Origin of the sequence: Janthinobacterium sp. SUN137 (genome assembly GCF_030587265.1) — a bacterium.
Taxonomy (GTDB): Bacteria; Pseudomonadota; Gammaproteobacteria; order Burkholderiales; family Burkholderiaceae_D; genus Janthinobacterium; species Janthinobacterium kumbetense.
Window position 1 is genome coordinate 1,383,880 of record NZ_JAPWHZ010000002.1, and the last position, 24,305, is coordinate 1,408,184.

Here is a 24,305-nt window from a genome sequence, read left to right on the forward strand (position 1 = left end):
CTTCGTGACATCGCCAGCGTGCATAAATTTCGCCATGCGGGACGTCCGGCGCGCCACCTATTTCGGCTACACTGGCTGTCACTTTCCCTTTCAGACGCCTGATGATCGAAAAGAATCTGCCCGAGCTGGTCATGCTGAAGCGCCTCATCGACGAGGGCGGCAGCCACCTGGAAGTGGCCGCGCCCTGCAGCATCGCCATGGATGGGCGCGAGTTTCCCGTGTACTCCATCGCCCTGGGCAATCCGAGCCCCGACGTGCCCGTGCTGGGCTTTTTCGGCGGCATCCACGGCCTCGAGCGCATCGGTACGCAAGTCATCCTGTCTTTCCTGGAAAGCCTGGTCGCGCGCCTGCGCTGGGATGCCACCCTGCACCAGCAGCTGGAAAGCATGCGCCTCGTGTTCATGCCGCTGGTCAATCCGGGCGGCATGTGGCAAGCCACGCGCTGCAATCCGCGCGGCGTGGACCTGATGCGCAACGCGCCGCTGAGCGCGCGCGAGAAAGTGCCGTTCATGCTGGGCGGACAGCGCTACAGCGCCCGCCTGCCCTGGTACCGGGGCGCGGCCGGGGGGCCGATGGAGCTGGAAAGCGCCGCCGTGTGCGACCTCGTCGAGCGCGAACTGCTGTCGCGCCAGTTCAGCATCGCCCTCGATTGCCATTCCGGCTTCGGCTTGCGCGACCGCATCTGGTTTCCCCACGCGCACACCAAGGTGCCCATCGAACACCTGGCCGAAATCGGCGCGCTGGAAGAGCTGTTCAGCCAGAGCTACCCCAACCACAACTATGTGTTCGAGCCGCAAAGCCGCCAATACCGCACGCATGGCGACCTGTGGGACTATCTGTACCTGAACGGCACCAGCTACAGCGGGCGCGTGTTCCTGCCGCTGACCCTGGAAATGGGTTCCTGGCTGTGGGTCAAGAAAAATCCGCGCCAGCTGTTCAACCGCGTCAGCATCTTCAACCCCACGGCCGCGCACCGCCTGCAGCGCGTGCTGCGGCGGCACCTGGTGTGGTTCGATTTCCTCATGCGCGCCGCCAGCAGCCACGGCCGCTGGATGCCGGAAGGCTTGCTGCGCAAGGCACAGCGCCGGCGCGCCCTGGCGCAATGGTATGAATCATGACGCAGATCAACACGCACGATAACTGGGTCCTGCTGCGCGGCCTGATGCGCGAACAGCGCCACTGGGGCAGCTTCCCCGCCACCCTCGCGCGCGCCCTGCCCGGCGCCCGCATCGTCACGCCCGACCTGCCCGGCAACGGCACGCGCCATGCGCAGGACAGCGCCACCCGCGTGGCCGACATGGTGGAAGACTGCCGCCGGGAGTTGCTGGCGCGGGGCATTCCGGCGCCCTACCACTTGCTGGCCCTGTCCCTGGGCGGCATGGTGGCCGTCGAATGGGCCAGCCGCTACCCGCAGGAAATCGTCCGCTGCGTGCTGATCAACACCAGCATGCGGCCGTTCAATCCCTTCCATCAACGCCTGCGCTGGCAAAACTACGGCGCCCTGCTGCGCCAGCTGCTGCTGGGCGATGCCGCCAGCCAGGAAGCATTGATCTTGCGCCTGACGAGCCGCCGGCATGCGGGCGGCAACCCTGCGCTGCTGGCCGACTGGTTGACTTATCAGCAGGAATACCCGGTGAGCCGCCGCAACGCCCTGCGCCAGCTGCTGTCGGCCGCCCGCTACCGCGCGCCCCTCGTCCGCCCGACCATGCCCGTGCTGGTGATGGCCGGCGCGCAAGACCGGCTGGTCGACCACCGCTGTTCGCAGCGCCTGGCCCGCGCCTGGCAAGCCGATTGCCTGATCCACGGCGACGCCGGGCACGACTTGCCGCTCGACGAGGGGGAATGGCTGGCGCAGTCGGTGGCGCGCTGGCTGGGGGTGGCAGCGGCAGGCGATGAGCAGACCAACACGGCACAATCATCATGCCGATAGCCTATCGCACGGAGCAACTGACGGCGCTGGCAAATACTGGGGTGCGCGAACACATTTTTCCAGGCGCGGCCTGGGCCGTCGGCACCGTCGACCACGGCGTGGCGGGCGCGGCCGGGCGGCTCACGCCGGAGCCCGCCAGCGCCGCCATGCAGGTCGATACCCTGTTCGATATCGCTTCGCTGACCAAGATCGTCAGCGTCTGGTCGCTGATCGGCAGGCTGATTGGCCAGCAACGCCTGCGCCTGGACGACCGGCTGGCCGACGTCTTGCCCGGCACGGCGGGCTACGCGCTGGCGCCCATCACGATTTTCCAGCTGCTCACGCATACGGCCGGCTTGCCGCTGCGCGCCCGGCTGCGCGCCAGCTATGGCGAGGTGTACGACGATATCGTGCGCGGCGTGCTGCGCGAGCCGCTGGAAGGCACGCCGGGCCAGGCTGTCGAATACACGGACCGCGCCGCCCTGATCCTCGGCTTTGTCATCGAGCGCCTGCTGGGCCAGCCACTGGAACAGGCGCTTGCAGAGCATGTGCTGCAGCCGCTGGGCATGGCCGCCACGGGCTACGGCCCGCTCGCGCCACGCCACGGCCAGTTAATCGCGCCGACCGAGTATTGCGAACAGGCGGGCGCCCACCTTGCCGGCGTGGTGCATGATTTTTCGGCCCGCCTGCTGGGCGGCGTGTGCGGCATCTCCGGGCTGTTTTCCAATGTACCCGACTTGCAGCGCTTCCTGCGGGCCATGCTGGCGCCGGGCCTGCATGGCGCAGGCCAGGTGTTTGACGCCGGCTGGGTGCGCGCCTCGCTGACGGTGCAGACGGGTTCGTTAAATCCCTCGCGCGGCCTGTTCTGGCACCCGGCGGCAGGCACCGGGCCGGCAGACGACGTCTGGTGCCACCAGGGGTTCACCGGCACGGCCATGTGGCTCAGCCCCCGGCGCGGCCGCTATGCCGTGCTGCTGACGAACAAGCTGTATTACACGCGCGATTCCGCCCGGGTCAACGCGCTGCGGGGCGACTTCATGCGCTGCGCATTCGGCCTCTGAGGTTTACAGGCGCAAGCTCACCGCGATGGCCAGCAGCAGCGCGCCGGCCGCCGCCACCAGTGCGCCGTTGAAATTGTGCGACTGCGCATACAGGCTGCCGGCCAGCACGGGGCCGATAATCTGTCCGATGCCATATACCACCGTCATGATGGCCATCATGCTGGCGCCCGCCTTGACGGCTGCCCGCTGCGCGGCCGGCATGGCGATGGTCACCGTGCCGACGAACGTGCCGCCGACGAGGATGGCGCTGAGCAGATAGCCGGCGGCCGAGGGCGCCAGCACGGGCAGCGCCACGCCCAGCGCCTGCAGCAGCAAGTTCAGCCGCAGCGCCTGGCGCGTGCCCAGGCGCTCGTGCAGCCGGTGCCACAGGAAACACGAAGGCGCCGCGCCCAGGCCGAACACGGCCCACACGTGGGCGGAATTGAGATTCGGCAAGGCCACGCCCACCAGCACGGGCAGATAGGTGGCCGTGACGATGTAGCCGAGTCCCGCCAGTCCATAGATCAGCACCAGCGGCCAGGGCGACACGGGCGCCAGCGCCGGCGCGGCAGATGCGGGCGGCGCATTGGGGGTCGCCTGGCCGCTCACGGCAAGCGCTGGCGCGGCCGCCAGCCCCGCCAGCACGGTGACCCCGGCCAGCAGCAGCCACATGCCGGCGCTGCGCCAGCCCAGGTGCGACGCCAGCACCAGCAATTCAGCCGAGACGGCGATACCGGCGCCCACGCCCGCATACAGCAGCGGCGCGCCGCGCGCCTGCCCGCGCTGCACCAGCAGCCACAGCGAGGCCGCCACCATGGCCAGGGCGCTGAAGACGCCCGCCACGCCGCGCACCGTCACGATGAGCCAGACGGGCATGGACAAGGCCAGCACGCCCAGGCACAGGGCCGTGCCGGCCACCGACCACAAGCACAGCCGGTGCGCGCCATTCGCCCGCGCGCGCATGGCCAGGATGGCGCCCAGCAAGTAACCGGCATAGTTGGCCGAGGCGGCCAGGCTGCCGTCGCGCAAGGTCAAGACGCCCTCGCCAACCATGTGCGGGTAGATGGCCGTGAAGGCGAAGCGGCCGAAGCCCATGCCGATGGCGAGGATGACGGCCGCAGCGATGGCCGCGCGCAGCCTGGCCGCCCCGCTCACGCCGCCTCGCCGAGCTGCGTCAACAAGTGCTGGAACGCGGGTACGTCGAATCCCGCGCGCCACACCAGCACGGTGTCAATTTGCCCTGCGGAAATAGTCGCCAGGGTGGCCGGCGCGCCGGACAGCGCCAGCACGCTGGCGGGCAGCAGGGTCACGCAGGCGCCGGCCGCCACGCAGGCGATCATGCAGTGATACGAACTCATTTCCTGCACCCGCCACTGCGTGCTGCCGGCCACGCCCAGCAACTCTTCCGCGATGCCGCGGTAGGTGCAGCCCTGCGGAAACGCCGCCAGCGAGCGCGTGCGCACATCCATGGCGCGGCGCGCCTGCGCTTCGCTGGCCGGCAGCAGCAGGCACAGTTCCTCGCGCCACACGGCCCTCGATGCCAGGCCCAGCTCCGCCAATGCGGCGGCGCCGCCGAACGCTGGCGGCAAGGCCACGAAAGCGCAGTCGAGCAAGCCCGTGCGCACTTGCTCGATCAGGGGCCGCGACGGCCCCGTGCCCAGCGCCAGGCGCGTCGCCGGATAGCGCGCGTGATACGCGGCCAGCAAGGCCGGCAAACGGCTGGCCGCCGTGCTTTCCATGCTGCCGACGCGCAAGGTGCCCCCCTCGCGCCCGCCCGTGACGACATGCCGCGCCTCTTCCGCCAGCGCCAGCAGGCGCTGCGCATACTCGAGAAAGCGCTCGCCCGCCGCCGTCAGGGCCATGCGTTTATTGGTGCGCACGAACAGTTCCGCGCCGATATCGGCTTCCAGCTGCTGGATGCGCGTGGTGACGCTGGACGGCGCGCGGCCCAGCCGGGCGGCGGCCTGGGTGACGCTCAGTTCACTGGCGACCGAGCAAAAAATCCGCAATGATTCCGAATCCATCGTATTCTCTTTTTGAAAATGATTATGCTATTATATTCTTAAAATACGAATAAAATACAGCATTCTCAACTTCATGAAGGAATCATCATGACGTCAATCCAGCGTTTCCTCGACCGTCTCGGCTTGCAATTGCCCATCATCCAGGCGCCGATGGCGGGCGTTTCCACGCCGCGCCTGGCCGCCGCCGTCTCGAACGCGGGCGGCCTCGGTTCGCTGGGCATCGGCGCCGGCACCGTAGCGCAGGCGCGCCAGATGATCGCCGACACGCGCGCGCTGACGGACAAGCCCTTCAATATCAATGTGTTCTGCCATGCGCCGGCCGTCAGGGATGCGCGGCGCGAAGCGGCTTGGCTGGCCCATCTGGCGCCCCTGTTTGCGGAGCTGGGCGCGGCCGCGCCAGAGGCGCTCGACGAGATCTATAAAACGTTCATCGGCGACGAGGCGGCGTTTGCCCTGTTGCTGGAACAGCGTCCCGCCGTCGTCAGCTTCCATTTCGGCTTGCCGACGCAGCAGCAGATCGCCGCCCTGCGCCAGGCCGGCATCTACACGATGGCCACGGCCACCAATGTGCGCGAGGCAGCACTGATCGAACAGGCGGGCGTCGACGCCATCGTGGCGCAAGGCGTGGAAGCGGGCGGGCATCGCGGCGTCTTCGACCCGCAAGCGCCGGACGAACGCCACAGCACCACCGTGCTGCTGCGCCTGCTGGCGGGCCGCACCGCCCTGCCCCTCATCGCCGCCGGCGGCATCATGGATGGACATGGCATCCGCGCCGCGCTGGACCTGGGCGCCGCGGCCGCCCAGCTGGGCACGGCGTTCGTGCTGTGCCCGGAATCGTCGGCCAATGCAGGCTACCGGGCCAACCTGAAAAGCGGACGGGCGGCCAGCACCCGGCTGACCAGCGTGCTGTCGGGCCGCCTGGCCCGCGGTATGGTGAACCGCCTGATCGAACATGGCGAAGCGCCGGGCAGCCCGCAGCCGGCCGACTATCCCGTCGCCTACGATGCCGCCAAGCAATTGAACACGCTAGCCAGCCAGCATGGCGACAGCGAATTTGCCGCCCAGTGGGCCGGCCAGGGCGCGCCGCTGGCGCGGGAAATGGGGGCGGAGGAATTGGTGGCCACCCTGGCGCGGGAAATGGCGGCCTGACTTTTCCGGGGTCATCCGCCTACGCCGGCTGCTGCTGCGTGGTGCAGTGGATGCCGCCGCCACCAGCCGCGATGGCGTCGATGTTCAACTGCACGATGTCGCGCCCGGGGAATTGCTCGCGCAGGATGGCCTTGGTATTGCGGTCGGCTGCCGCATCGCCAAATTCCGGGCACAGCACGGCGCCGTTGCAGACATAGAAATTGATGTAGCCGGCGGCGAAGTCCTTGTTTTCATAGCGCGGACGGACTGACCCAGGGCCCGGCAAGACCACCACCTGCAGCGCACGGCCGCGCGCATCCGTGGCCTTGCGCAGGATGTCAAGGTGGCGCTGGGTGACGGCCCGTTCGGGCGACGCCGGGTCGCCGTCGTAGCCGGCCGCGACGACGCCGGGGGCGCAGAAGCGCGCATAGAAATCCGTGTGGCCATCGGTGATGTCCTGGCCGGCGATGCCGGGCAGCCAGATGACTTTTTCGATGCCCAGCAGCCGGCGCAATTCGCGTTCGCATGCTGCCTTGCCGACGCCGGGATTGCGGTTGGCGTTCAGCACGCAGCTTTCCGTGATGATGGCCGTGCCCTGGCCATCGACTTCGATGCCGCCCCCTTCCAGCACCAGGCTGCTTTCCAGCACGGCCACGCCGGCGCGCCCGGCCACGAAAGGGGCCACCCGCGCATCGTCGTCGTAGTCCTGCTTTTCGCCCCAGCCATTGAAATTGAAATTCACGCCGGCCAGCGCCCCGCCCGCCTTCCTGACGAAGACGGGGCCCGTGTCGCGCATCCACAGGTCGTCGATGGGCTGCACCAGCAGCTTGACCTTGTTGCCGCACAGGCGAGCCGCCACGTCGTAGTCTTCCTCGTTGACGAGCATGTGCACGGGTTCGACGCTGGCGATCGCTTGCGCGATGCGCGCCAGGTCCGCCTGCGCGCCCGCCTTCAGGCGCTTGCCCCACACGTCGTCATTCGCGCCGAAAGCCATCCAGGTGGCGGCGTGGCGCTCGCCTTCGTCGGGCATGCGCCAGCCGGCGCCGGCCGCCAGCGCGGACATGGCCGGCAAACCGGCCGCGGCGCTGGCCGCCAGGCCCATGGCACCGTTCAGAAAATGTCGTCGTTGCATGCTGTTCTCCTGTGCGGCGCGCTTACGCCGGTTCCTGTTGCGTGGTGCAATGGATGCCGCCGCCACCGGCCGCGATGGGGTCGATATTGATCTGGATCACGGCGCGTCCCGGATACAGCTGCGCATACTGCGCCCTAGCGCTGGCGTCCGCTTGCGCATCGCCGAATTCTGGCAGGAAAATGGCGCTGCTGGTGGCATAGTAATTGATGTAGCCGGCGGCGAAGGTGTTCGGGTTGTTTCCAGGCCGAATTTTCTCGGGGCCATCGATGACGACGATCTGCAGCGGCAAGTTGTCGGCATCCGTGGCGCCGCGCAGGATCTCCAGGTGGCGCCGGGTCAGCGCGTAATCGTACGATGCCGGATCCATCTCGCGGTGCGCCGCCACCACGCCGGGGCGCACGAAGCGGGCGTAAAAGTCCGTGTGGGCATCCGTGATGTCCTGGTTCTTGATGCCTGGCAGCCAGATCACCTTGCGGATGCCCAGCAGCCGGCCCAATTCCGCTTCGCAGTCGGCCTTGCTCCAGCCCGGGTTGCGGTTATTGTTCAACACGCAACTTTCCGTGATGATGGCCGTGCCCTTGCCATCGACTTCCAGCGCGCCCCCTTCCAGCACCAGGCGCGTGACCAGCAGCGGCACCCGGGCTTGGGCGGCGACCACGTCGGCCACCTGCCCATCCTTGCCGGACTGCTGCTTGTTGCCCCAGCCATTGAAGTTGAACTTCACGCCGGCCCGCTCGCCGTTCGGCTTGCGCACGAAGACGGGCCCCGTGTCGCGCATCCAGACATCATCCATCTCGGCGGGAATCAGGTTCACGCGGGCGTCCAGCAACTGCCGCGCACTGGCCAGCTCGGCAGGACGCACCAGCATATTGACGGGTTCGTAGGCGGCAATCGCGTTGGCGATGCGCACCAGCGCCAGCTGCACTTGCGGCACTTGCGCGCGGGTCCAGACGGCGTTCGAGGCGCCATACGCCATCCACGTCGCCTTGTGGGCTTCGGCCTCGTCGGGCATTCGCCAGCCGTCGGTCTGGTTGACGCCACCGCCGCTGATGATGGGCGGCACTGGCGCCACCGGGCCCGTTTCCGGCGTGCCGCCGCCGCAGCCGGCCAGCATGCCGCCCATGGCCAGCGCGCTGCCGCCCAGCATGCAATGGCGCAAGAAATATCGACGTGTGTTCATATCCATCCTTGATTAGTTAGTCAGAGTGCCGCGCAGTCGATGCGCTGGCATGGACGGCATTGTGGAACGATCAAGATATGAAAACAAATGATATGATTTGCGCCAATTAATTATATTTTCTCATATGTCAGAACATCGCATTCCTTCGCTGAAGTTATTGATGGGCTTTGAAGCGGCCGCCCGCCACGGCAATTTCTCGCGCGCGGCCGACGAGCTGCACGTGACGCAATCGGCCATCAGCCACCAGGTGCAATTATTGGAAGAACAAGTCAAGCAGCCGCTGTTCCGCCGCGCGGGACGGGGCGTGGAACTGACGGTGGCGGGCGAAGTGCTGCTGCGCAGCGTGCAGCGCTCGATGACCGTGCTGCGCAGCGGCCTGGGGCGCATCGCCACCTATCTCGATCCCGGTCTCGTGGTGCTGGTGTGTCCGGCGCCCCTGCTGCACGGCTGGCTGCAACCCCGGCTGCGGGAACTGGAAGCGCGGCTGCCCGAACTGTGCTTGCTGCTGTCGGTCGACGAGAGCGCCCGCTTCGTCGATGAAATCGACGTCGATATCGCCATCGGCGAGCGCCCCATCCTGCAGCCGGACTTGCAGGAAATCCCCCTGCTGCGCGATGAATGGGTGATGGTCGCCAACAGCGAACTGGCGGCGCGGCTGGCCGGCGTGCCGCAGGATGCGCATCACCTGCACGCGGATCTGGTGTGTCTGGAAGAAAGCTTGACGGGCGACACTACGGCGCCATTGTTCCTGGGGCCGCTGGCGCGCTTTCGCAAGCGGGCCATCTACGACGATGCGCGCCTGTTGCTGGACGCCACGCTCGACGGACGCGGCATCGCCTGCCTGCCGCGCCTGCTGGTCGATGCCAGCCTGGCGCGCGGCTTGCTGCACGTGTTGCCCGCTTATCCCAGGGTGCCGGGCGCCACCTGGTGGCTGTCGGGCGTGGCGGAACATCCCCGTTCGGCCATCGTCGGGCAAGTATTCGACTGGCTGCGCGCGCAAGGTGCGGCGCAGGGGCAATGATCAGGGCTGCGGCGCGCGCGCATAGTCGACGCCGCTGGCCCAGCGGTTTTCCCAGTGCGCCAGATACGACTGCGCCAGGCGCTCGCTGTGCCACACGACGAGCACGTTTTCGCTGTTGGCGGTGGCCGCATCGGCCGTGTAATTGAAGCTGCCGTTTTGCACGGTCACGCCATCTGCCACGATATACTTGTCGTGATGCAAGGCATAGCGGGAAATCAGGCGCGTGGGAATGCCCGCGCCGACGAGCCGGTCCAGCGCGGCCCGGCTGTTCTTGCGCGCGTTGCGCCGCGTATCGGCCAGCACCCTGACATCCACGCCCCGCTGCCGCGCCCGCAGCAAGGCCTCGACCACATGGGGCGAACTGAACGAATAGGCGGCCAGCCGGATGCTCGACGCCGCGCTATCGATGACCTTGAGCACCAGCGCCTCCGCCCCGCCATCGGGAGAAAACGCGTTCTCGATGGTCACCACGGGCGCGGTGTCGGCGGCAAGCGCCGCTGACGGCGCACCAGTAGCAAGACACAGCGCAACGGCAAGCAGGATATTCTTCATCGCTGGCATTTCCCTGTTTCAATAATCGGGGGTGGACGAACAAAAAATGTGGACACAGCCTGCAGGCAGACTCGTCGCCTGGGCGAGCGTCCGCTGTCGCCCCATAGCGGACCTTCAGACTCATGCTAGACCTGCGGGCCATGCATTGTAAGGGACTGCACGAGGACTTGATTCCGTTCAGTCAGTAACCATCCGTCTGCAACAGGTTCAAGGTCAACGTACTCCACCACGACCGCAACATTGTGGCCCGTCCTAGCACCGCCCTTTCGAAAGCCACTTGGTTCGAGACTGATAACCTTAACTGACATCCGCCCATTCGGAGACTGCAAGAAAAGATTGTCGCCTACACGGACTTCGCCACTCCCGACTTTTCCCGTAAAAATGATGCATCGCTCTGCAATCAGGAGCACATCAACCACAGCGTATTCGAAGGTCATATAGTTTTGAAGTGGTAAATATTCAGAGCAGCGTTTCGACGTGCTGGATACCAAATCCCGTAAATCCTTCTGCACGAAGTTCTGGAGCCAGGTGAACCTTGATAATGGTTTCGATACGCGTAGTTTCAATGGACATTGTGCTTCCCAAAATTCAAAGTAACGGGCTACTGGTAGGTGCAGCGTGGAGTTAGACCGTAATGCTGCGCGAAATAAATGGCGTCACCGCCATCCAACTAGCGACTTTGTCATCCCATGAGATGAACGACTGCTTCTGGCCGCTTTGCGACAGCCAACTACGTCTAAAGCAGACCCGCGTCGGAGCGCTAAAGCAAGTCCGAGTCGGTTGCAAGATTGAGCATGCTGCGTTTAACTTTCCATGGAAATTTCCTCGATGGCACCTGTTTCATCGAATCGGACGCTAAGTACGTAATTTGTGACCTTGCCAGGCAAAGTGAAATCGAACACATCAATGCCGTTCTCATCCTCGTCACCCCAGTGAGACTTCAATTCCAAGAGGCCAAGAACCTGTTCGGGTTCGGGGGACGTAGTGGCCAGATTCGACTGCCAATAGGTGGCGTCCAACTCTTCGAGGTGGTGAGAGACGAATAGAGTTCCACCGTATTCATCAGCTTCGGTACCGAACGCATCACGAATCGCGGCTAGCGCAGACATCTCACGCCGCTTAATTTCATCTAACTGTGGTTGCACTCGGTTCTCCTAAAAGGTGTCCAATTTTCACTGGGGATACAGTTTTGCCCTTCGTGGGTCGAATCTGACTGACCGCTACTGGCTGGTTGCCGTCATTGGCAGGTTCCGCCCCATTGCAGACGACTGTTACTTGTTAGCTTTCCGGTCCAAGACTTCGCCCAAAGAAGTGTCCGGGAACTTACGCCAGTCTCGAGGTTCCGTACTCCGAACAAGATTTTCAACAGCAGCCAGAGCGTCGCTGTTCTCAACACCAACTGCTGTCGCGAGAACGTGATTTTGCGTGTGCCGCTCTGAACGGTTCGCTCGTGCTTTAGCTAATGGGATGCCTTTGCGTGAGGCCTTGCTGTTTTCACCGTACGTGTTGCGGCGGTCTTTCTCGTAGCTGAGGCACTTTTTCTCTTGAGGAGTTTTCGGTTGCACTGCCATGTATCTTTCCCTTTCACATCCATAGCTGAAGGTCCGTTTCTGGCCGGAACCGGCATCACAGTTTCTGATACAGGAATGTTGGACACGTTCCCGCCCCATCTTTGCTAAATTTAACCACCTGCGTCAGCACAGCGGCGACGTCATGATACTCGGTCAGCGGTAACACCTTGTCTTGGTCGGTATCACGCTCACAAGACAAGACAGCGTTGGATTCGTAGCGCAGAACATGCAACAACGCTTGCAAAAACATATCTGGGTTTGGCCAAAGATATGCACGTTTACGGTCAAGTGTAGGCAGTAGAGCAATCACTTTTCCATCACCGTCGCCACACTTCACAAGCTTGCCAAGCAAAGTCTCGCCCACATAGCAAAGCAATTCGTCAGTCTCTCCGAAGGGCGTGACAAACGGTTTTATCGAAATAGTTTCTACTTGTGCCGGAATGCGTAGCCAAAATGAATCCGGTGAGAATACGAACGTTGAGGTCATTACAAATCTGGTGAGGTTGAAGTAAGGTACTGACTGTCTGCTCTTGGCCGATTTCAGCCAACCTCTCCACCTTCAAAACGAACCGGAACCCCACGACGTCTTGCATCACTGCTACGTCTCTCTACATACTCTGGGAGCCTGGCATACCGCATCAGTTCATTTTTTCGACTTCTGACCACTTGAATACACCAGCACACCTTGCTCGTTGAACTGCTGGGTACTCAGCAGCACGCCCTTATCACTGTAAACCTGACGAATGCTTACCTTACCGTTGAGATGGTAACTATTTTGCACACCCACGGGCTGGCCATCGCGCCATTGCCCCTGCGACTCCAGCTTGTCATGACTAAAATACGTAGTTGCTACGCCGTGTTGGCGGCCATGCTCATCTAGCTCTACCTGCGATTTGATATTGCCATCTCGATCATAATAGCGGTAACCGCCAACCATCTTGCCAGAAACAAAATCGGCTGCATTGGTCTGTCCGGAGATTCGTACCAGATCGCTCTTGATGGTATCGAAAATCTCCACCTTCCAAGTGCCGGGCAACGCTGCTTTTGGTAAGGGCAGCACCAGCACATAAGGCGAGCGATGCTTGACCTGCGGCATCAGCTGTTCGTCCAGGTAGAGGCGCGCCTTGCCGTCGGGACAGGAGTCCGGGCCACAGTCGGTCATCATGCGCGCAAACGGAATGGCCTCATCGCCGGTTTTCCCGACAGGGCAGCCAAACAAGGTCACGACCATTGCTGTCTTGTCACGGATGCGCTCGGCGAGTGCGGGTCTGAGGCTCGCATACTCATCTTTGTTTTCCAGCATCCCCTCTTTTATGCGCAGCTGATTGCCGCCGCAGGCCGTAGATTCCGCCACGGTCAGCACATCGGCGCCTTTGCTATCTTTCTCGTTAGAAATAGCCGTAAACACGTGTCGCTGAATAATATCGGCCTGCGCCACTACTGGCCACAACAGCATCGCACCTAGCGCCACACATATCATTTTCTGATTTTTTTTCAAGTACATCTCTAATCAAGTGCATCTGTAATATTGACTGGGTTAGCGGAAAAGTGCTTTCCCATGGCCGCTTGTGGCTGCTGTCATTGGCAGGTTCCGCCCCATTGTGCCGCCCGAAATCACATTCAACGTCAAAGTGATCGCTGCTCTTCAGTCCGTCAAATGCAGCATGGTGTTATCCATCTGCTTCAACTTTGCTTCGATCTGATCCAAAGCATGTAGCTTTTCTTCGCGATGAGACCAGTCCCCCGCGGCCAGCGCCTGGGCTCTTTGCTGCCCGATAGCGTCCAATGCCAGTTGTCGCACCTGTTGGTTGCATGCCGCTCTTAACTTGATATCCGCAAATGCGAGAGCAATCGACGCTTCGCAGCGCACGTCATCGTCCATGGCGTGTATGTCGGCGTATCCCCACTGCTTTGCCAGTTTCTCGAGGAATCGAATTGGCGTGACGTCCTTGTGCGTCTTGTGCCAATCGCGATAGCTCTCCAGAAGATCAGCTCCAGTATCATTGCCGTTCGGCGAGAAATCATCCGCGCAATTCCAAAAAAATGGATCATCCAGCATCTCGCGTGCCTTGGGATGAAAGTCTTCCCAGTCGATTCCCAACTGCTCCCAGGCCGACATTCCATCACGCTTGGCTTGTGCCGCTGCCTTCAAGCCGGATGCCAGGAGTTGCAGAGCTTCCTCGGAATCCGGGACGCGTTTCCTGGCAGCTTCACAGTGGTCCAGAAATTTCTCCAGGCTAAAATCATCAGTGCGCTTCAATCGCTTGCTCAATAGCCCTAATGCATGGATGACTTCATCCACACCTGCTTTAAAAAGTGGCAAAGACAATGTTGAAGAATGCGTCCAGTCCCGGCCTTCCATCAATTCGCTGGCGATAGCGATCTCGACCTTGCCCTTTGCTCTTCGATAAGTGACCTTGGGTAGCGTTGCGCGGAAATTATTGTGCGCCTCCAACAGAGATTCCAGTGTCTTCTTTGCCGGACCAGAGTCCCTGAAGTGAAGCGTGACCGCAATTTCCTGAATCGCGTCGCCAAAACTGGCGCTGCCCGTCAGAAGAAAATCCCCGATCGGAGACAACGTTGTGTGACCGCCGTAGCAATTATAGGAATTTGCGACTACATGGAAATCCATTGAATACTGCCTTTCATCCGAAATTTCAATTGTTCTGAATGTCGATATATATTGCTTGTTCACCTCAAGCCAGCCATGCCGTGGCTACGGCAGCCGGTGGCGGAAGGTCGGTTCGATGTTGCGCGCATGCAGCCAGCGCACGATGTCTTCCAGGGTGGCGTCCTGCAGCAACAAGCCGGACGCGCTGACGGAAGATGCAACAGGCGATGTGACCACGGGAACAGGCGCTGGCGAAGACTCCGGAAGGCCCGCATGTCCCTGCAATTTCGCCAGCGCCTGCGCGAACTGGGCCGGATTGATGCTGCGCAAGCTTTCCAGGAAGCCCAGCTGGGCGGCGGGCGGCGGCGGCATGTCCAGGCCCGGCTCGTCGACGAAGGCGGCGCCCATGCTGGGGTGGATGAAGGCGGCCCACTTGCCCGACGGCTGCAGGCTTGGCGGCAGCGCCACCTGTTCCACGTCGGCGGGCGGCGCGGCGGCAAGAATGTCGGTCGAGGCAGGCAAAAAGGTCGAGCGCAGCAGTTGCACGAACTGGCGCGCCTGGGCGACGGGCACGGGCGTGGCCAAGGATAACCACAGCTGGAACGCCGTGCCCGAGATACTGACGGCGGGCGCGGGCAAGTCCAGCTCATGCTGCACGGCATTGGCGATCGCACACAGCGCGCTCCAGTGCGCCTCGCCGCCGCCCTTGCCGCCAAACTCCAGTACCAGCGCGCGCGTCAGGCCGCTCCCGGTCACGAGTCGCACCGCTACCGTCTGCTCGCCCGACAGATGGCGCGCCAGCACGGCCGGCGTCAGCGGCTGCGCGCTGCCCTCGCCATCGACATAGTGCTGCTGTTCATCGAACAGGTACAGGCGGGTGAGTTCGGAAATCAGTTTATGCATGGACGGCCTCGTAATGACGTTGAGCAACACTTGTCAACGTGCCCAGATTATAGCCTCCCAAGCCTTGGCGCACCCGCACGTCCAACGCCAAACACGAGCCAGCTGGCCACGGCGAACAGGCAGGCGGCAACGCCGCCGTACAGCATGACGGCGCCAAAACCTTGTGCCAGCGCAAGCTTCGCCACGCCGGCCGGCAGCGCACCGCCCTTGCCTGCCGACACTCCCTCCGCCAACGCCCGCAATGCCGCCCCGTCAATCCCGGCAGGCACATGCCGGCGCAAGGCGGACTGGATGGCTGCAATGAGGATAAAACCCATCAGCGCGATATTGATGGACAGGCTGACCATGCGCGCGCTGATGTCGATGCTGGACGCCATGCCCGCCCGCTCGCCGGGCACGGCAGCCGTCGTCGTGTTGGTGACGGGCGTGTTGGTCAATCCCAGGCCCGTGCCCGCCAGCAGGCAGCCGGGCAAAATCGTCAGCCAGCTGGCGGCGTCCGCGCGGCTGCCCCAGCACATCAGCAGCAAACCCGTGCCGATGGCCAGCAAGCCGGCAGGAATCACCGCATCGGCCCGGTAGCGCAGCGCCAGCCGCTCTGCCAGCGGCGGCACGAGCAAGGTGGGCAAGGTATAGGCCAGCAAGGTCAGGCCCGTGTCCAGGCTGCTGTAGCCGAGGCCATATTGCACGTACAGGGGCAGATAGATCATGAACGGCCAGAAACTGCAATTCATGCCCGCCGAACCGAGCAGCGCGCCCGAGAAGCGGCGGATGCGAAATACGGAAAAGTCGATCATCGGTTCCGCCTGACGCCGTTCGATGACGGCAAACGCGGCAAAACCGGCCAGCGCCACGGCCACGCTGGCCAGCGCACGGGGATCATCGAAACCCAGCGCCGGCCCCTGCGTGAGGCACCACGCCAGGCTGAACACGGCCAGCGACAGGGTGGCGATGCCGGCCACGTCCAGCTTGCGCCGCTGCGGGTCGCGCGATTCGCTCACGCCCAGGGCCGCCAGCAGCAGCGCGACGACGGCCAGAGGTCCGTGCACGTGGAATACCCACTGCCAATTCGACAGCGCGACGATGGCCGCGCCAATGATGGGGCCGAAGCCCAGGCCCAGGCCAAACACGATGCCCCAGGCGCCAAACGCCCGGCCCCGCGCGGCGCCTGCCGGGAACTGCTGCGACAGCACGGCTACCTGGCAAATCAGCATGGCGCCGCCGGCCATGCCCTGCAGCGCGCGCGCGGCGATCAGCACGCCCGTGCTGCCGGCCCAGCCGCAGGCCAGCGAACTGAGGCCGAACAGCGCCAGGCTGGCGAGCAGCAGGCGCTTGCGGCCATAGCGGTCGGCCAGGGTGCCCGTGGCCATCAGCACGGTGGTGCAAGCCAGGGTGTAGGCATTCATGATCCATTGCAAGTCCTTGAAGTCGCCATGCAGCACGGTTTCCAGCGTGGGCAGGATCACGGGCACGCTGGAAATTTCCAGGCCAAACATGAGCGAGGCCAGGCAGACGGCGGCCAGGGTCAGCGAGTTTTGTTGTGAAGTAGTCAGGTGCATCGAAGCCTTGATGTCGGTAGTCATGGAGGGGCGCGTGGAGACGGCGCACTGCGAGCCGCCATTCTAGAAAGCCTGGACTCATGAGGGAAATGACAAAATTTTGTACAATTCATTCATTTTCATCATGAATCACGGGAGCGTCACGCCATGGACTTCGATACCGCCCTGCTGCGCGCCTTGGTTGCCGTCGCGGACACGGGCGGCTTTACGCGCGCCGCCGAACGGCTGCACCTGAGCCAGTCCGCCGTCAGCCACCAGATCCGCCGCCTGGAAGAGCAAGCGGGCACGGCGCTGCTGGTGCGCACGACGCGCAGCCTGCGCCTGACGGAAGATGGCGAGGATTTCCTGCGCCACGCGCGGCAGATCCTGGCCGCGCAGGATGCCCTGTCGCGGCGCTTCCAGCGTTCCTCGCTTGCGGGCGCCGTGCGCTTCGGCGTGCCGGAAAATTTCATGGGCGCGCGCCTGCCTGCCCTGCTGGCGCAGTTCGCCCACCTGTTTCCCGCCGTGCGCCTGGATGTGACGGTCGGCACCTATCTTGACTTGCAAAAACTGGTCGCCGCCGACGCGCTGGACCTGGCCGTCGTCATGGCCCTGGCGGACGGGCAAGATGAAGCGGCCGTGCTGCGCCGCACGCGCTTCGTCTGGGCCGCGGCGCAGGATTTCCGGCACGATGGCGCGCTGCCCCTGCCGCTGGCGTTTTCACCGGCGCCCTGCATGCACCGGCAAGTCGGCGTCGACGCCCTCGAGGGCGCCGGAATCGACTGGCGCGTGGCGTTCACCTCGCCCAGCCAGCAGGGCTTGCGCGCCGCCGTGCTGGCGGGCCTGGCCGTCACGGCCTTGCCGCAAGGCGACCTGGAGCCCGGCATGGTGGTGATCGATGGCCAGCACGGCTTGCCCGCCCTGCCCGCCGCCCAGTTCCAACTGCTGTGGCGCGCCGCCGGCAGCACGGCGGCGGCCGAAGCGTTCGGACAGTTGCTGCGCGAGTGGTCAGCCGCCGCGGCGGCTTGACAGCACCAGCAGCAAGGCCAGCGCCAGCATGGCGCTTGCGCCGCTCAGGGCCACCGTCACGCGGTGCGCCAGCAGCGCCGCGCCGACGCGCTGGTGTGCGCCAAAGGACGAGATCGCCACCAGCACCGCCAGCCCCAGCGAATTGCCCAGCTGGTGCGCCACGTTGACGATGCCCGCGGCGGCGCCCGCATCCTGCGCGGGCACGCCCGCCACGCCGGCCGCCGTCAGCGGACTCAAGGCCATGCCCTGCCCCGCGCCGATCAGCACCATGGGCAAGGCCACGCCCAGCCAGTACGCCGTGCCCGCATCGACGCGGCTCAGCCATGCCATGCCCAGCAGGGTTGTCGCCAATCCCATGGCCAGCAGGCGCGCATTGCCCAGGCGGCGCGTCAAACGCGGCACGCACAGGGCCATGCCGAAGTTGACCAGGGTCATGGGCAAGAAAGCCAGGCCCGTCAGCGATGGCGGATAGCGCAGCACCACTTGCAAAAATTGCGTGGTGAAAAAGAAGAAACCGATCATGGAGCCCAGGAACAGCACCCTGGCCCCGTACGCCGCATTGCGCTGCGCATCGGCGAACAGGCGCAGCGGCAGGATGGGCTGCGCGGCGCGCCGTTCGATACCAATGAAAGCGGCCAGCAGCAGCACGCCCGCCGCCAGCGCACCTTGCGTCAAGGAATCGCCCCAGCCGGCGCCGGCCGAGCGGATCAAGCCATACACGAGGGCCGACATGCCGAGGGTGGAACTGGCCGCGCCGGCCACGTCAAAGCGGCCCCGGCTGCGCGGGCTTTCCGCGATGAATCGGCGCGCGGCCAGCAGCATGACCGCGCCGATGGGCAGGTTGATGAAGAAGCCCACGCGCCACGACAGCCACTCGGCCAGCACGCCGCCCAGCACCAGCCCCACGCTGGCGGCAATGCCCGCCACGGCGCTGTACAGGGCGATGGCCCGCGTGCGTTCGCGTCCCTCCGCAAATGTGGTTTGCAGCAAGGCCAGGGTGGATGGCGCCAAAATGGCCGCGCCTACGCCCTGGACGGCGCGCGCGGCGATCAGCATGGCTGGCGAGCGCGCCAGGCCGATGGCCAGCGACGCCAGTGTGAACAGCGCCAGGCCCCACTGCAGCAGGCGGCGCCTGCCAAGCACGTCGCCGGCGCGCGCGGCCAGCAGCAGCAAGCCGCCAAACGTCAGCGTGTAGGCGCTTTGCACCCAGGCCAGGCCCGTATCCGTAAAGCCCAGTTCCTGGTGGATGTTCGGCAAGCCCGTCAACACGATGGACGTGTCGAGCACGATCATCACGTAACTGACGAGAATGATGGCGAGGATGGCCGCCTTGTGCGGCGCGGCAGAGGGAGTAGCAACTGGCGGATTGTTCATGCCATCACTGTAAGCCGTATGCATTACCATGAATAGATGCTAAAGTCTGCATGAACTTATTAGCACAACTAATGAATTGAAAAGACATCCGCCATGGCACAGACCAACTTCAACGACATACTCGCCTTCGTGGCCGTGGCCCGCGAAGGCAGTTTTACCCGGGCGGCGGCCAAGCTGGGCGTGTCGCAGTCGGCGCTGAGCCAGACCGTGCGCGCGCTGGAGGAACGGCTCGACTTGCGCCTGCTGGTGCGCACCACGCGCAGCGTCTCGCCCACGGAGGCGGGCGAACAGCTGCTGCGCACGGTGGCGCCCCGCTTCGACGAGATCGAGGCGGAACTGGCCCTGCTCAGCGCACGGCGCGACAAGCCGGCCGGCAACATACGCATCAGCGCGGGCGAGCATTCGGCACTGACGGTGCTGCAGCCGGCCATCGCCCGCCTGCTGCCCCACTACCCGGACATCCACATCGAAGTCATCGTCGACAATGGCATGACCGACATCGTGGCCGCGCGCTGCGACGCGGGCGTGCGCCTGGGCGAGCAAGTGGCCAAGGACATGATCGCCATGCCCATCGGTCCCGATTTCCGCATGGCCATCGTTGCCTCGCCAGCCTATTTCAGCCGGAATCCGCCGCCCGTCACGCCGCAGGACTTGATGGCGCACAACTGCATCAACATGCGCCTGCCCACCCTGGGCGGCCTGTTTGCCTGGGAATTTGCCAAGGATGGGCAGGAACTGAAGGTGCGCGTGGAAGGTCAGATGATCTACAACAACATGGCCATGCGCCTGCATTCGGCCCTCGATGGCCTGGGCCTGGCCTGCATGCCGGAAGACGTGGTGCTGCCCTATGTGGCCGATGGCCGCCTGGTGCGCGTGCTGGACGACTGGTGCCCCGCGTACGCGGGCTACAAGCTGTATTACCCGAGCCGGCGCCACCCGTCGCCCGCGTTTACCTTGCTGCTCGACACCTTGCGCTATCCCCGGGTTTGAGCCAGCGCAATCGTCCACCGGGCGTGGACAGTCGCCAAACGAACATGCGTTTACCGTGCGGCGGCGCAGGACTATAGTGGCTACTTTCCCACCTGTTCAAGGATCGCCATGAAACTCTTTTATTCGCCGGGCGCCTGCTCGCAGGCGCCGCACATCATCCTGCGCGAAACGGGCACGCCATTCACCCTGGTCAAGGTCGACCTGGGCCAGCACCGGACGCAGGAAGGCGGCAATTACTACGAACTCAACCCGAAAGGCCAGGTGCCGCTGCTGGCGCTCGCCGATGGAACGACCTTGAGCGAAGGCCCCGTCATCGCCCAGTACATCGCGGAACAGGCTGGCCGACAGGACTTGCTGCCGTCCGTGGGCAATTTTGCCCGCTACAAGGTGCTGGAATGGCAGAACTACATCACGTCCGAGCTGCATAAATCGTTCAGCCCCCTGTTCGATCCGCGCATCGACGCGGCCGCCAAGGCCTTGTTCGTCCAGCAACTGGCCAAGAAATACAAATGGGTGGACAGCCGCCTGGAAGGCCGGGCCTACCTGACGGGCGACACGTTCACGGTCGCCGACGCCTATTTGTTCGTCATCACGGGCTGGGCGCCAGGCGTGGGCGTGGACTTGTCCGCGCTGGCGCATGTGCAAGCCTTCCTGGCCAGAGTGGCACGGCGCGACAGCGTCAAGGCGGCTTTGGAAGCGGAGGGACTGGCCAAGGCGGCTTAAACGCCATCGCCCGGTGCACGGCTCACGTCTTTTCCGACTTGCCGTGCATCACCATGATGGTTTGCTGCATCAGCGCGCACAGGGTTTCCTTGCCATCGCGCACGGCGAATACTTCGGCTTGCGTGACGATCAGGGTGCGCCCCGGGCGCACCACCTTGCCGCGCGCGATCAGTTTCTCGCCATCGGCGGGCGCCAGCAAATTCATCTTGTATTCCACCGTCAGCACGGACGCGCCGTCGGCCACCATGGTCATGGCCGCGTAGCCGGCGGCCGAGTCCGCGATCATGCCCACCACGCCGCCGTGCACGAAACCGTGCTGCTGCTCGATGCCGCGCCAGTGCGGCACGTGGATTTCCGTGCTGCCGTGGCTGACCACAGGCAGGCTGGCCTGGATCAGGGTCATGGCGTTTTGCAGATCGAAACTGGCGCGGACTTTCTCGGCGAAGTGCGGGTCGGGCAGACGGGACGTGCTCATGGGCTGTGCGCTTTCAAGGGGAGAACGCCTTACTGTACCCGCTTATGCCCGCTCGCACCATGTCGCAGCGCCCGCCGGCTTGCACGGCGGATGCGGTAGTATCGCCATGTCGACACATGATCCCTCCTCCTGCCCCCGCGAAAGGTCCGCCATGGAAGAAGAATACGAAGTACCCAGCCCCCATGAGCACGCCGTGGAAGAAGCGACGGAGAAGGAGCGCGATGGCCTGACGCAGAAAATCGCCCTGATGACGGCCATCCTCGCCACCATCGGCGCCCTGATCAGCTACCAGAGCGGCAATGCGCAGAACGAGGCCATGTTCCTGAAGAACGAGAGCATCCTGAAACAGGCACAGGCAAGCGACCAGTGGGCCTTGTACCAGGCGAAGTCGACGAAGGGCCATATCGCCGAAGCGACGGCCGCGCTGGCCAGCGTACCCGAGGTGCGGACCCGCTTCCTGGCGGAACAGGCGCGGCAGGAACGGGAAAAGCCCCTGGTGCAGGCGCAGGCGCGCCAGCTGGAAGAGCAGTCGAGAAAGCTGGGCGAGGCGTCGGAAGCCAAGCTGCGCCCGCACGAACGGCTGGCCATGGCCCTGACCTTCATCCAGATCGCCGTGGCGCTGGCCGCCATCACCGTGCTGACGCGGCGGCGCTGGCTGCTGTGGGGCTCCGTGGGCGCGGCGGCGGCCGGCATACTGGCGGCCGGCAGCGCCTTCCTGCTGTAGCGGCAGGCGGGGTCAGGCGGGCGGCAGGATGCCGCTCCAGCCCGGCAAATAGCGCGCCTGCTGGCTGCGCGCCAGCTTCATGGCCTGCGCCAGTGCCTTGGGGAAATTTTTCTGCAGGCTGGCGGGCGCGATGCGGCTGCGCAAGAAATCGGCCCACAGGAATTCGCTGAACGGCGTCACGTCCTTGGCGTAGCCGCCCGCGCTGCGCAATTCGCCGGCCAGGCTGCGGTAGGGATCGTCGTGCAAGCCGCTCAGGTGCCGGGGGATGGCGGAAAAATCGCGGCGCAAGCCTTCGCTGTCGTACGGGTGCACCCACTGATGGTGGTCCATCACATGCCAGAAGTGCAGCGGTTCCAGCCAGGACAAATCCTTGAGGATCATCAAACTGACGCTTTTCACGCCTTCCTGGTGCAGCGCCAGGCCGAAATGGTGGTGGTCGACGATGTAGTGGCGCCCTTCCGGACCGATAATGCTGGGAAACCAGTGGTCGGCCAGCGCCGCCGCCCGCGCTTTCCGGCCCAGGCTGGCCCAATGCGCGCGCTTGAGCGCCACCTCGGCCATGCCCACCGTGATTTGCGTGGGCAGCAGCTTGTTCAGCCGTCCCTTGACCAGTTGCGGTTTCGCGCTTGTCATACCGTCTCCCAGATGCATGGCCTGGCCGCCAGCGTAGCATAGTCGCCGCTACTTTTCAGGCGTGGTGCAGCCCAGCAGGCGCACGGCCTCGGCCACGCTCAACTCACTGAGCAGCAGCGCCGGCGGCGCCTGGGCGGCCAGCATGTCGCGCAGCGCCAGTTGCAGCACGGCGCACGCCGGCTCCTTCAGCCGCGCCAGCGCCAGGGCCAGCCCCTGCTGACGCGCAAACGCGGCAAAGTCGCGCAGGGCTTCGACGCTGCTGCCATCGAGGTCGGGCGACTCTTCCAGGCTGAGGATCACCTTGCGCAGCGGACCGGCCCGCTCCTCCAGCAGGGTGCGCGCCAGGTGCAGGCTGCGCTCGGCATTGACGAAGAACAAGGGTTCATCAAGGCGAAGGATCAACGTGTCGGGCTGCGCGCGGGCCGCCGGGTACAACGCCAGCTTCACGTAGTCGTGGCTGTCGCCCAGCCGACCCAGCACGGACAGGCCCGGCCGCGACAGGCGGCGCAGCATCAGCAGCAGGCTCATGGCGATGGCTGCCAGCAAGCCGTCGAGCACGCCGAACAGCAGCACGCCGGCAATGGCCGCCAGCACCAGCAGGCGGTCGCGGCGCCAGGTGAAATATGGCCGCAAGGAAACAGGGTTCAGGGTATGACTGACGGCATGGATGACCACGGCGGCCAGCACGGGCACGGGAATCAGGGCCACCAGCGGCAGCAGGGTCAGCACGATGACGCCCACGACGGCGGCGGCCACCAACCCCGCCAGGCGCGAGGTGGCGCCGGCCGCCTCGTTGGCGGAGGTGGCCGAATAGCCGGCGCCCACCGGCATGGCCTGGAACAGGCCCGCCACCACGTTCGCCGCGCCCAGCGCCAGCAAGTCGCGCTCGGGCGCCACGGCGTCGCCATGCTTCAAGGCAAAACTGCGGATGGCGCCATACGATTCCGCATACAGGATCAGCGCCAGCGCAAACGCCAGCTCGGCCAGGCGCGTCCATTCCTCCTGCGTCAGGCGCGGCAAGACAGGCATGGCCAGGCGGACATCGATGGCGCCCACCAGGGCCACGCCATGGCGCGGCAAGTCCAGCCATTGCCCGGCGGCGATGCCCAGCGCGATGACGATCAGGCCGGCGGGCCAGCGCTGCAGCCGCCGAAGCAGGAACAGCGACAGCAGCGCCGCCGCGCACAGGCCGGCGCCGCTCCCGTTCCACTGCCCTGCGCCTGCCAGCAGGCCCGCCAGCAGATGCGGCACGTCGCCGTGCGCCGGCTGCACGCCCAGCACGCCGGGCAACTGCTTCACGATGATCACGATGGCCAGGCCGAGGGAAAAGCCCCGCAGCACGGGCTTGGCGATGAATTCCGTAATGCTGCCCAGCCTGGCCAGCCAGGCCAGCAGGAAAAATGCCCCCGTCAATATCACCAGTCCCGCCATCAGCATCAGCCGGTGCCCCGGCGTGCCGCCCGGCATGGATGCCATGGCCGCGGCCAGCACGGCAGCCGAGGACGACGTGGCCGAGACGATGGCAAAGCGGCTCGTGCCCAGCACGCCGTAGCACAGCAAGCCCGCAAACAGGGCCAGGATGCCCGCCTGCGGCGCCAGGTTGCCGATGCTGGCATACGCCACCGCTTCCGGCAGCAGCAGGCCGGCGATCGACAAGCCGGCGCTGGCATCTTGCCAGCGGTTCATTTGCGTCGCAGCCGATGCGCTCATGGAAGCTCCTGGTGGGTGGCGCCGGTCCGCGCCATGATGCG

The 24,305-nt window shown here is 64.8% G+C and carries 25 protein-coding genes; 9 read left to right on the forward strand and 16 right to left on the reverse strand.

Annotated elements, in window-relative coordinates:
• Window positions 1-101 precede the first annotated feature (101 nt).
• From O3298_RS14245 to O3298_RS14255, 3 genes are read left to right on the forward strand one after another with little or no spacing between them, the layout of a single operon-like run.
• Entirely contained in the window at window positions 102-1,118 is a 1,017-nt protein-coding gene (locus tag O3298_RS14245) for a M14 family zinc carboxypeptidase (RefSeq protein ID WP_305059746.1), read from the forward strand.
• Complete coding sequence (locus O3298_RS14250) at window positions 1,115-1,930, forward strand: alpha/beta fold hydrolase (protein ID WP_305059747.1); 816 nt, start codon at window positions 1,115-1,117, stop codon at window positions 1,928-1,930. Before O3298_RS14245 ends, O3298_RS14250 begins: the two co-directional genes overlap by 4 nt.
• Entirely contained in the window at window positions 1,921-2,970 is a 1,050-nt protein-coding gene (locus O3298_RS14255) for a serine hydrolase (RefSeq protein ID WP_305059748.1), read from the forward strand. Before O3298_RS14250 ends, O3298_RS14255 begins: the two co-directional genes overlap by 10 nt.
• Before the next feature lie 3 nt (window positions 2,971-2,973).
• On the opposite strand, the gene O3298_RS14260 is transcribed toward O3298_RS14255, so the two are convergent.
• Window positions 2,974-4,104, reverse strand: a complete 1,131-nt coding sequence (locus tag O3298_RS14260) for a YbfB/YjiJ family MFS transporter (RefSeq protein ID WP_305059749.1) — start codon at window positions 4,102-4,104, stop codon at window positions 2,974-2,976.
• Window positions 4,101-4,973: a LysR substrate-binding domain-containing protein gene (locus O3298_RS14265; protein ID WP_305059750.1), complete on the reverse strand. Its 873-nt coding sequence runs from the start codon at window positions 4,971-4,973 to the stop codon at window positions 4,101-4,103. The genes O3298_RS14260 and O3298_RS14265 overlap by 4 nt, the downstream gene beginning before the upstream one ends.
• A gap of 87 nt (window positions 4,974-5,060) precedes the next feature.
• Here O3298_RS14265 and O3298_RS14270 point away from each other — a divergent pair, with 87 nt between their 5' ends.
• Window positions 5,061-6,122 (forward strand): nitronate monooxygenase family protein, encoded by a 1,062-nt coding sequence (locus O3298_RS14270; RefSeq protein WP_305059751.1) that lies wholly within the window; start codon window positions 5,061-5,063, stop codon window positions 6,120-6,122.
• A gap of 19 nt (window positions 6,123-6,141) precedes the next feature.
• Here O3298_RS14270 and O3298_RS14275 read toward each other — a convergent pair whose 3' ends face one another.
• Complete coding sequence (locus tag O3298_RS14275) at window positions 6,142-7,233, reverse strand: agmatine/peptidylarginine deiminase (RefSeq protein ID WP_305059752.1); 1,092 nt, start codon at window positions 7,231-7,233, stop codon at window positions 6,142-6,144.
• Window positions 7,234-7,255: 22 nt separating this feature from the next.
• On the reverse strand, window positions 7,256-8,413 hold the full coding sequence (locus tag O3298_RS14280) for an agmatine/peptidylarginine deiminase (RefSeq protein ID WP_305059753.1): 1,158 nt from the start codon (window positions 8,411-8,413) through the stop codon (window positions 7,256-7,258).
• Between the two features lie 160 nt (window positions 8,414-8,573).
• Here O3298_RS14280 and O3298_RS14285 point away from each other — a divergent pair, with 160 nt between their 5' ends.
• A complete protein-coding gene (locus O3298_RS14285; RefSeq protein WP_305059754.1) occupies window positions 8,574-9,434 on the forward strand; it encodes a LysR family transcriptional regulator in 861 nt (286 codons plus the stop codon).
• On the opposite strand, the gene O3298_RS14290 is transcribed toward O3298_RS14285, so the two are convergent.
• The 8 genes from O3298_RS14290 to O3298_RS14325 all read right to left on the reverse strand — a co-directional run bounded on the left by O3298_RS14290 (window position 9,435) and on the right by O3298_RS14325 (window position 16,651).
• Window positions 9,435-9,986 carry a phospholipase D family protein gene (locus tag O3298_RS14290; RefSeq protein ID WP_289915435.1) on the reverse strand — a complete coding sequence of 184 codons (552 nt, stop codon included), beginning with the start codon at window positions 9,984-9,986 and terminating at the stop codon, window positions 9,435-9,437.
• Between the two features lie 803 nt (window positions 9,987-10,789).
• Window positions 10,790-11,131 (reverse strand): DUF2004 domain-containing protein, encoded by a 342-nt coding sequence (locus O3298_RS14295; protein WP_205701141.1) that lies wholly within the window; start codon window positions 11,129-11,131, stop codon window positions 10,790-10,792.
• A 126-nt stretch (window positions 11,132-11,257) separates the two neighbouring features.
• Entirely contained in the window at window positions 11,258-11,557 is a 300-nt protein-coding gene (locus O3298_RS14300; protein ID WP_289907219.1) for a hypothetical protein, read from the reverse strand.
• A 55-nt stretch (window positions 11,558-11,612) separates the two neighbouring features.
• Window positions 11,613-12,044: a hypothetical protein gene (locus tag O3298_RS14305; protein WP_305059755.1), complete on the reverse strand. Its 432-nt coding sequence runs from the start codon at window positions 12,042-12,044 to the stop codon at window positions 11,613-11,615.
• Between the two features lie 156 nt (window positions 12,045-12,200).
• Entirely contained in the window at window positions 12,201-13,055 is an 855-nt protein-coding gene (locus O3298_RS14310; RefSeq protein ID WP_305059757.1) for a toxin-antitoxin system YwqK family antitoxin, read from the reverse strand.
• Between the two features lie 147 nt (window positions 13,056-13,202).
• On the reverse strand, window positions 13,203-14,252 hold the full coding sequence (locus O3298_RS14315; RefSeq protein ID WP_305059758.1) for a hypothetical protein: 1,050 nt from the start codon (window positions 14,250-14,252) through the stop codon (window positions 13,203-13,205).
• A gap of 21 nt (window positions 14,253-14,273) precedes the next feature.
• Complete coding sequence (locus O3298_RS14320) at window positions 14,274-15,071, reverse strand: hypothetical protein (RefSeq protein WP_305059759.1); 798 nt, start codon at window positions 15,069-15,071, stop codon at window positions 14,274-14,276.
• A 47-nt stretch (window positions 15,072-15,118) separates the two neighbouring features.
• Window positions 15,119-16,651, reverse strand: coding sequence for an MFS transporter (locus O3298_RS14325; protein ID WP_305059760.1), 1,533 nt, complete (start codon window positions 16,649-16,651; stop codon window positions 15,119-15,121).
• Between the two features lie 123 nt (window positions 16,652-16,774).
• Here O3298_RS14325 and O3298_RS14330 point away from each other — a divergent pair, with 123 nt between their 5' ends.
• The gene (locus O3298_RS14330) at window positions 16,775-17,635 is read left to right on the forward strand and encodes a LysR substrate-binding domain-containing protein (RefSeq protein WP_305059761.1); all 861 of its coding nucleotides are present in this window, start codon (window positions 16,775-16,777) and stop codon (window positions 17,633-17,635) included.
• Here O3298_RS14330 and O3298_RS14335 read toward each other — a convergent pair.
• Window positions 17,615-19,009, reverse strand: a complete 1,395-nt coding sequence (locus O3298_RS14335; RefSeq protein ID WP_305059762.1) for an MFS transporter — start codon at window positions 19,007-19,009, stop codon at window positions 17,615-17,617. The two genes, O3298_RS14330 and O3298_RS14335, sit on opposite strands and share 21 nt — an antisense overlap.
• Window positions 19,010-19,102: 93 nt before the next feature.
• Between O3298_RS14335 and O3298_RS14340 the strand changes: the two genes are divergently transcribed.
• Window positions 19,103-19,999: a LysR family transcriptional regulator gene (locus tag O3298_RS14340; RefSeq protein ID WP_289909565.1), complete on the forward strand. Its 897-nt coding sequence runs from the start codon at window positions 19,103-19,105 to the stop codon at window positions 19,997-19,999.
• Window positions 20,000-20,107: 108 nt separating this feature from the next.
• Window positions 20,108-20,722 (forward strand): glutathione transferase GstA, encoded by a 615-nt coding sequence (gstA, locus tag O3298_RS14345; RefSeq protein ID WP_305059763.1) that lies wholly within the window; start codon window positions 20,108-20,110, stop codon window positions 20,720-20,722.
• A 22-nt stretch (window positions 20,723-20,744) separates the two neighbouring features.
• Here the strand turns inward: gstA and O3298_RS14350 are convergent, their stop codons facing one another.
• Window positions 20,745-21,197, reverse strand: a complete 453-nt coding sequence (locus tag O3298_RS14350) for a PaaI family thioesterase (RefSeq protein WP_099664278.1) — start codon at window positions 21,195-21,197, stop codon at window positions 20,745-20,747.
• 151 nt (window positions 21,198-21,348) lie between these two features.
• On the opposite strand from O3298_RS14350, the gene O3298_RS14355 reads away from it, so the two are divergent.
• The gene (locus tag O3298_RS14355; protein WP_305059764.1) at window positions 21,349-21,921 is read left to right on the forward strand and encodes a DUF4337 domain-containing protein; all 573 of its coding nucleotides are present in this window, start codon (window positions 21,349-21,351) and stop codon (window positions 21,919-21,921) included.
• A gap of 12 nt (window positions 21,922-21,933) precedes the next feature.
• On the opposite strand, the gene O3298_RS14360 is transcribed toward O3298_RS14355, so the two are convergent.
• Together O3298_RS14360 and O3298_RS14365 are read right to left on the reverse strand one after the other, a co-directional pair.
• Entirely contained in the window at window positions 21,934-22,554 is a 621-nt protein-coding gene (locus O3298_RS14360) for a ParB-like protein (protein WP_289905290.1), read from the reverse strand.
• A gap of 48 nt (window positions 22,555-22,602) precedes the next feature.
• Window positions 22,603-24,264, reverse strand: a complete 1,662-nt coding sequence (locus tag O3298_RS14365; RefSeq protein WP_305059765.1) for a SulP family inorganic anion transporter — start codon at window positions 24,262-24,264, stop codon at window positions 22,603-22,605.
• Window positions 24,265-24,305 lie beyond the last annotated feature (41 nt).

What these genes read in the sequence shown, in the direction of transcription:
- O3298_RS14275 (WP_305059752.1), bottom strand. Translation starts at nt 7,233, where the DNA reads ATGCAACGACGACATTTTCTGAACGGTGCCATGGGCCTGGCGGCCAGC.
- O3298_RS14255 (WP_305059748.1), top strand. Translation starts at nt 1,921, where the DNA reads ATGCCGATAGCCTATCGCACGGAGCAACTGACGGCGCTGGCAAATACT.
- O3298_RS14305 (WP_305059755.1), bottom strand. Translation starts at nt 12,044, where the DNA reads ATGACCTCAACGTTCGTATTCTCACCGGATTCATTTTGGCTACGCATT.
- O3298_RS14290 (WP_289915435.1), bottom strand. Translation starts at nt 9,986, where the DNA reads ATGAAGAATATCCTGCTTGCCGTTGCGCTGTGTCTTGCTACTGGTGCG.
- O3298_RS14285 (WP_305059754.1), top strand. Translation starts at nt 8,574, where the DNA reads ATGGGCTTTGAAGCGGCCGCCCGCCACGGCAATTTCTCGCGCGCGGCC.
- O3298_RS14300 (WP_289907219.1), bottom strand. Translation starts at nt 11,557, where the DNA reads ATGGCAGTGCAACCGAAAACTCCTCAAGAGAAAAAGTGCCTCAGCTAC.
- O3298_RS14355 (WP_305059764.1), top strand. Translation starts at nt 21,349, where the DNA reads ATGGAAGAAGAATACGAAGTACCCAGCCCCCATGAGCACGCCGTGGAA.
- O3298_RS14325 (WP_305059760.1), bottom strand. Translation starts at nt 16,651, where the DNA reads ATGACTACCGACATCAAGGCTTCGATGCACCTGACTACTTCACAACAA.
- O3298_RS14360 (WP_289905290.1), bottom strand. Translation starts at nt 22,554, where the DNA reads ATGACAAGCGCGAAACCGCAACTGGTCAAGGGACGGCTGAACAAGCTG.
- O3298_RS14245 (WP_305059746.1), top strand. Translation starts at nt 102, where the DNA reads ATGATCGAAAAGAATCTGCCCGAGCTGGTCATGCTGAAGCGCCTCATC.
- O3298_RS14330 (WP_305059761.1), top strand. Translation starts at nt 16,775, where the DNA reads ATGGACTTCGATACCGCCCTGCTGCGCGCCTTGGTTGCCGTCGCGGAC.
- O3298_RS14280 (WP_305059753.1), bottom strand. Translation starts at nt 8,413, where the DNA reads ATGAACACACGTCGATATTTCTTGCGCCATTGCATGCTGGGCGGCAGC.
- O3298_RS14270 (WP_305059751.1), top strand. Translation starts at nt 5,061, where the DNA reads ATGACGTCAATCCAGCGTTTCCTCGACCGTCTCGGCTTGCAATTGCCC.
- O3298_RS14265 (WP_305059750.1), bottom strand. Translation starts at nt 4,973, where the DNA reads ATGGATTCGGAATCATTGCGGATTTTTTGCTCGGTCGCCAGTGAACTG.
- O3298_RS14340 (WP_289909565.1), top strand. Translation starts at nt 19,103, where the DNA reads ATGGCACAGACCAACTTCAACGACATACTCGCCTTCGTGGCCGTGGCC.
- O3298_RS14250 (WP_305059747.1), top strand. Translation starts at nt 1,115, where the DNA reads ATGACGCAGATCAACACGCACGATAACTGGGTCCTGCTGCGCGGCCTG.
- gstA (WP_305059763.1), top strand. Translation starts at nt 20,108, where the DNA reads ATGAAACTCTTTTATTCGCCGGGCGCCTGCTCGCAGGCGCCGCACATC.
- O3298_RS14350 (WP_099664278.1), bottom strand. Translation starts at nt 21,197, where the DNA reads ATGAGCACGTCCCGTCTGCCCGACCCGCACTTCGCCGAGAAAGTCCGC.
- O3298_RS14335 (WP_305059762.1), bottom strand. Translation starts at nt 19,009, where the DNA reads ATGAACAATCCGCCAGTTGCTACTCCCTCTGCCGCGCCGCACAAGGCG.
- O3298_RS14320 (WP_305059759.1), bottom strand. Translation starts at nt 15,071, where the DNA reads ATGCATAAACTGATTTCCGAACTCACCCGCCTGTACCTGTTCGATGAA.
- O3298_RS14365 (WP_305059765.1), bottom strand. Translation starts at nt 24,264, where the DNA reads ATGAGCGCATCGGCTGCGACGCAAATGAACCGCTGGCAAGATGCCAGC.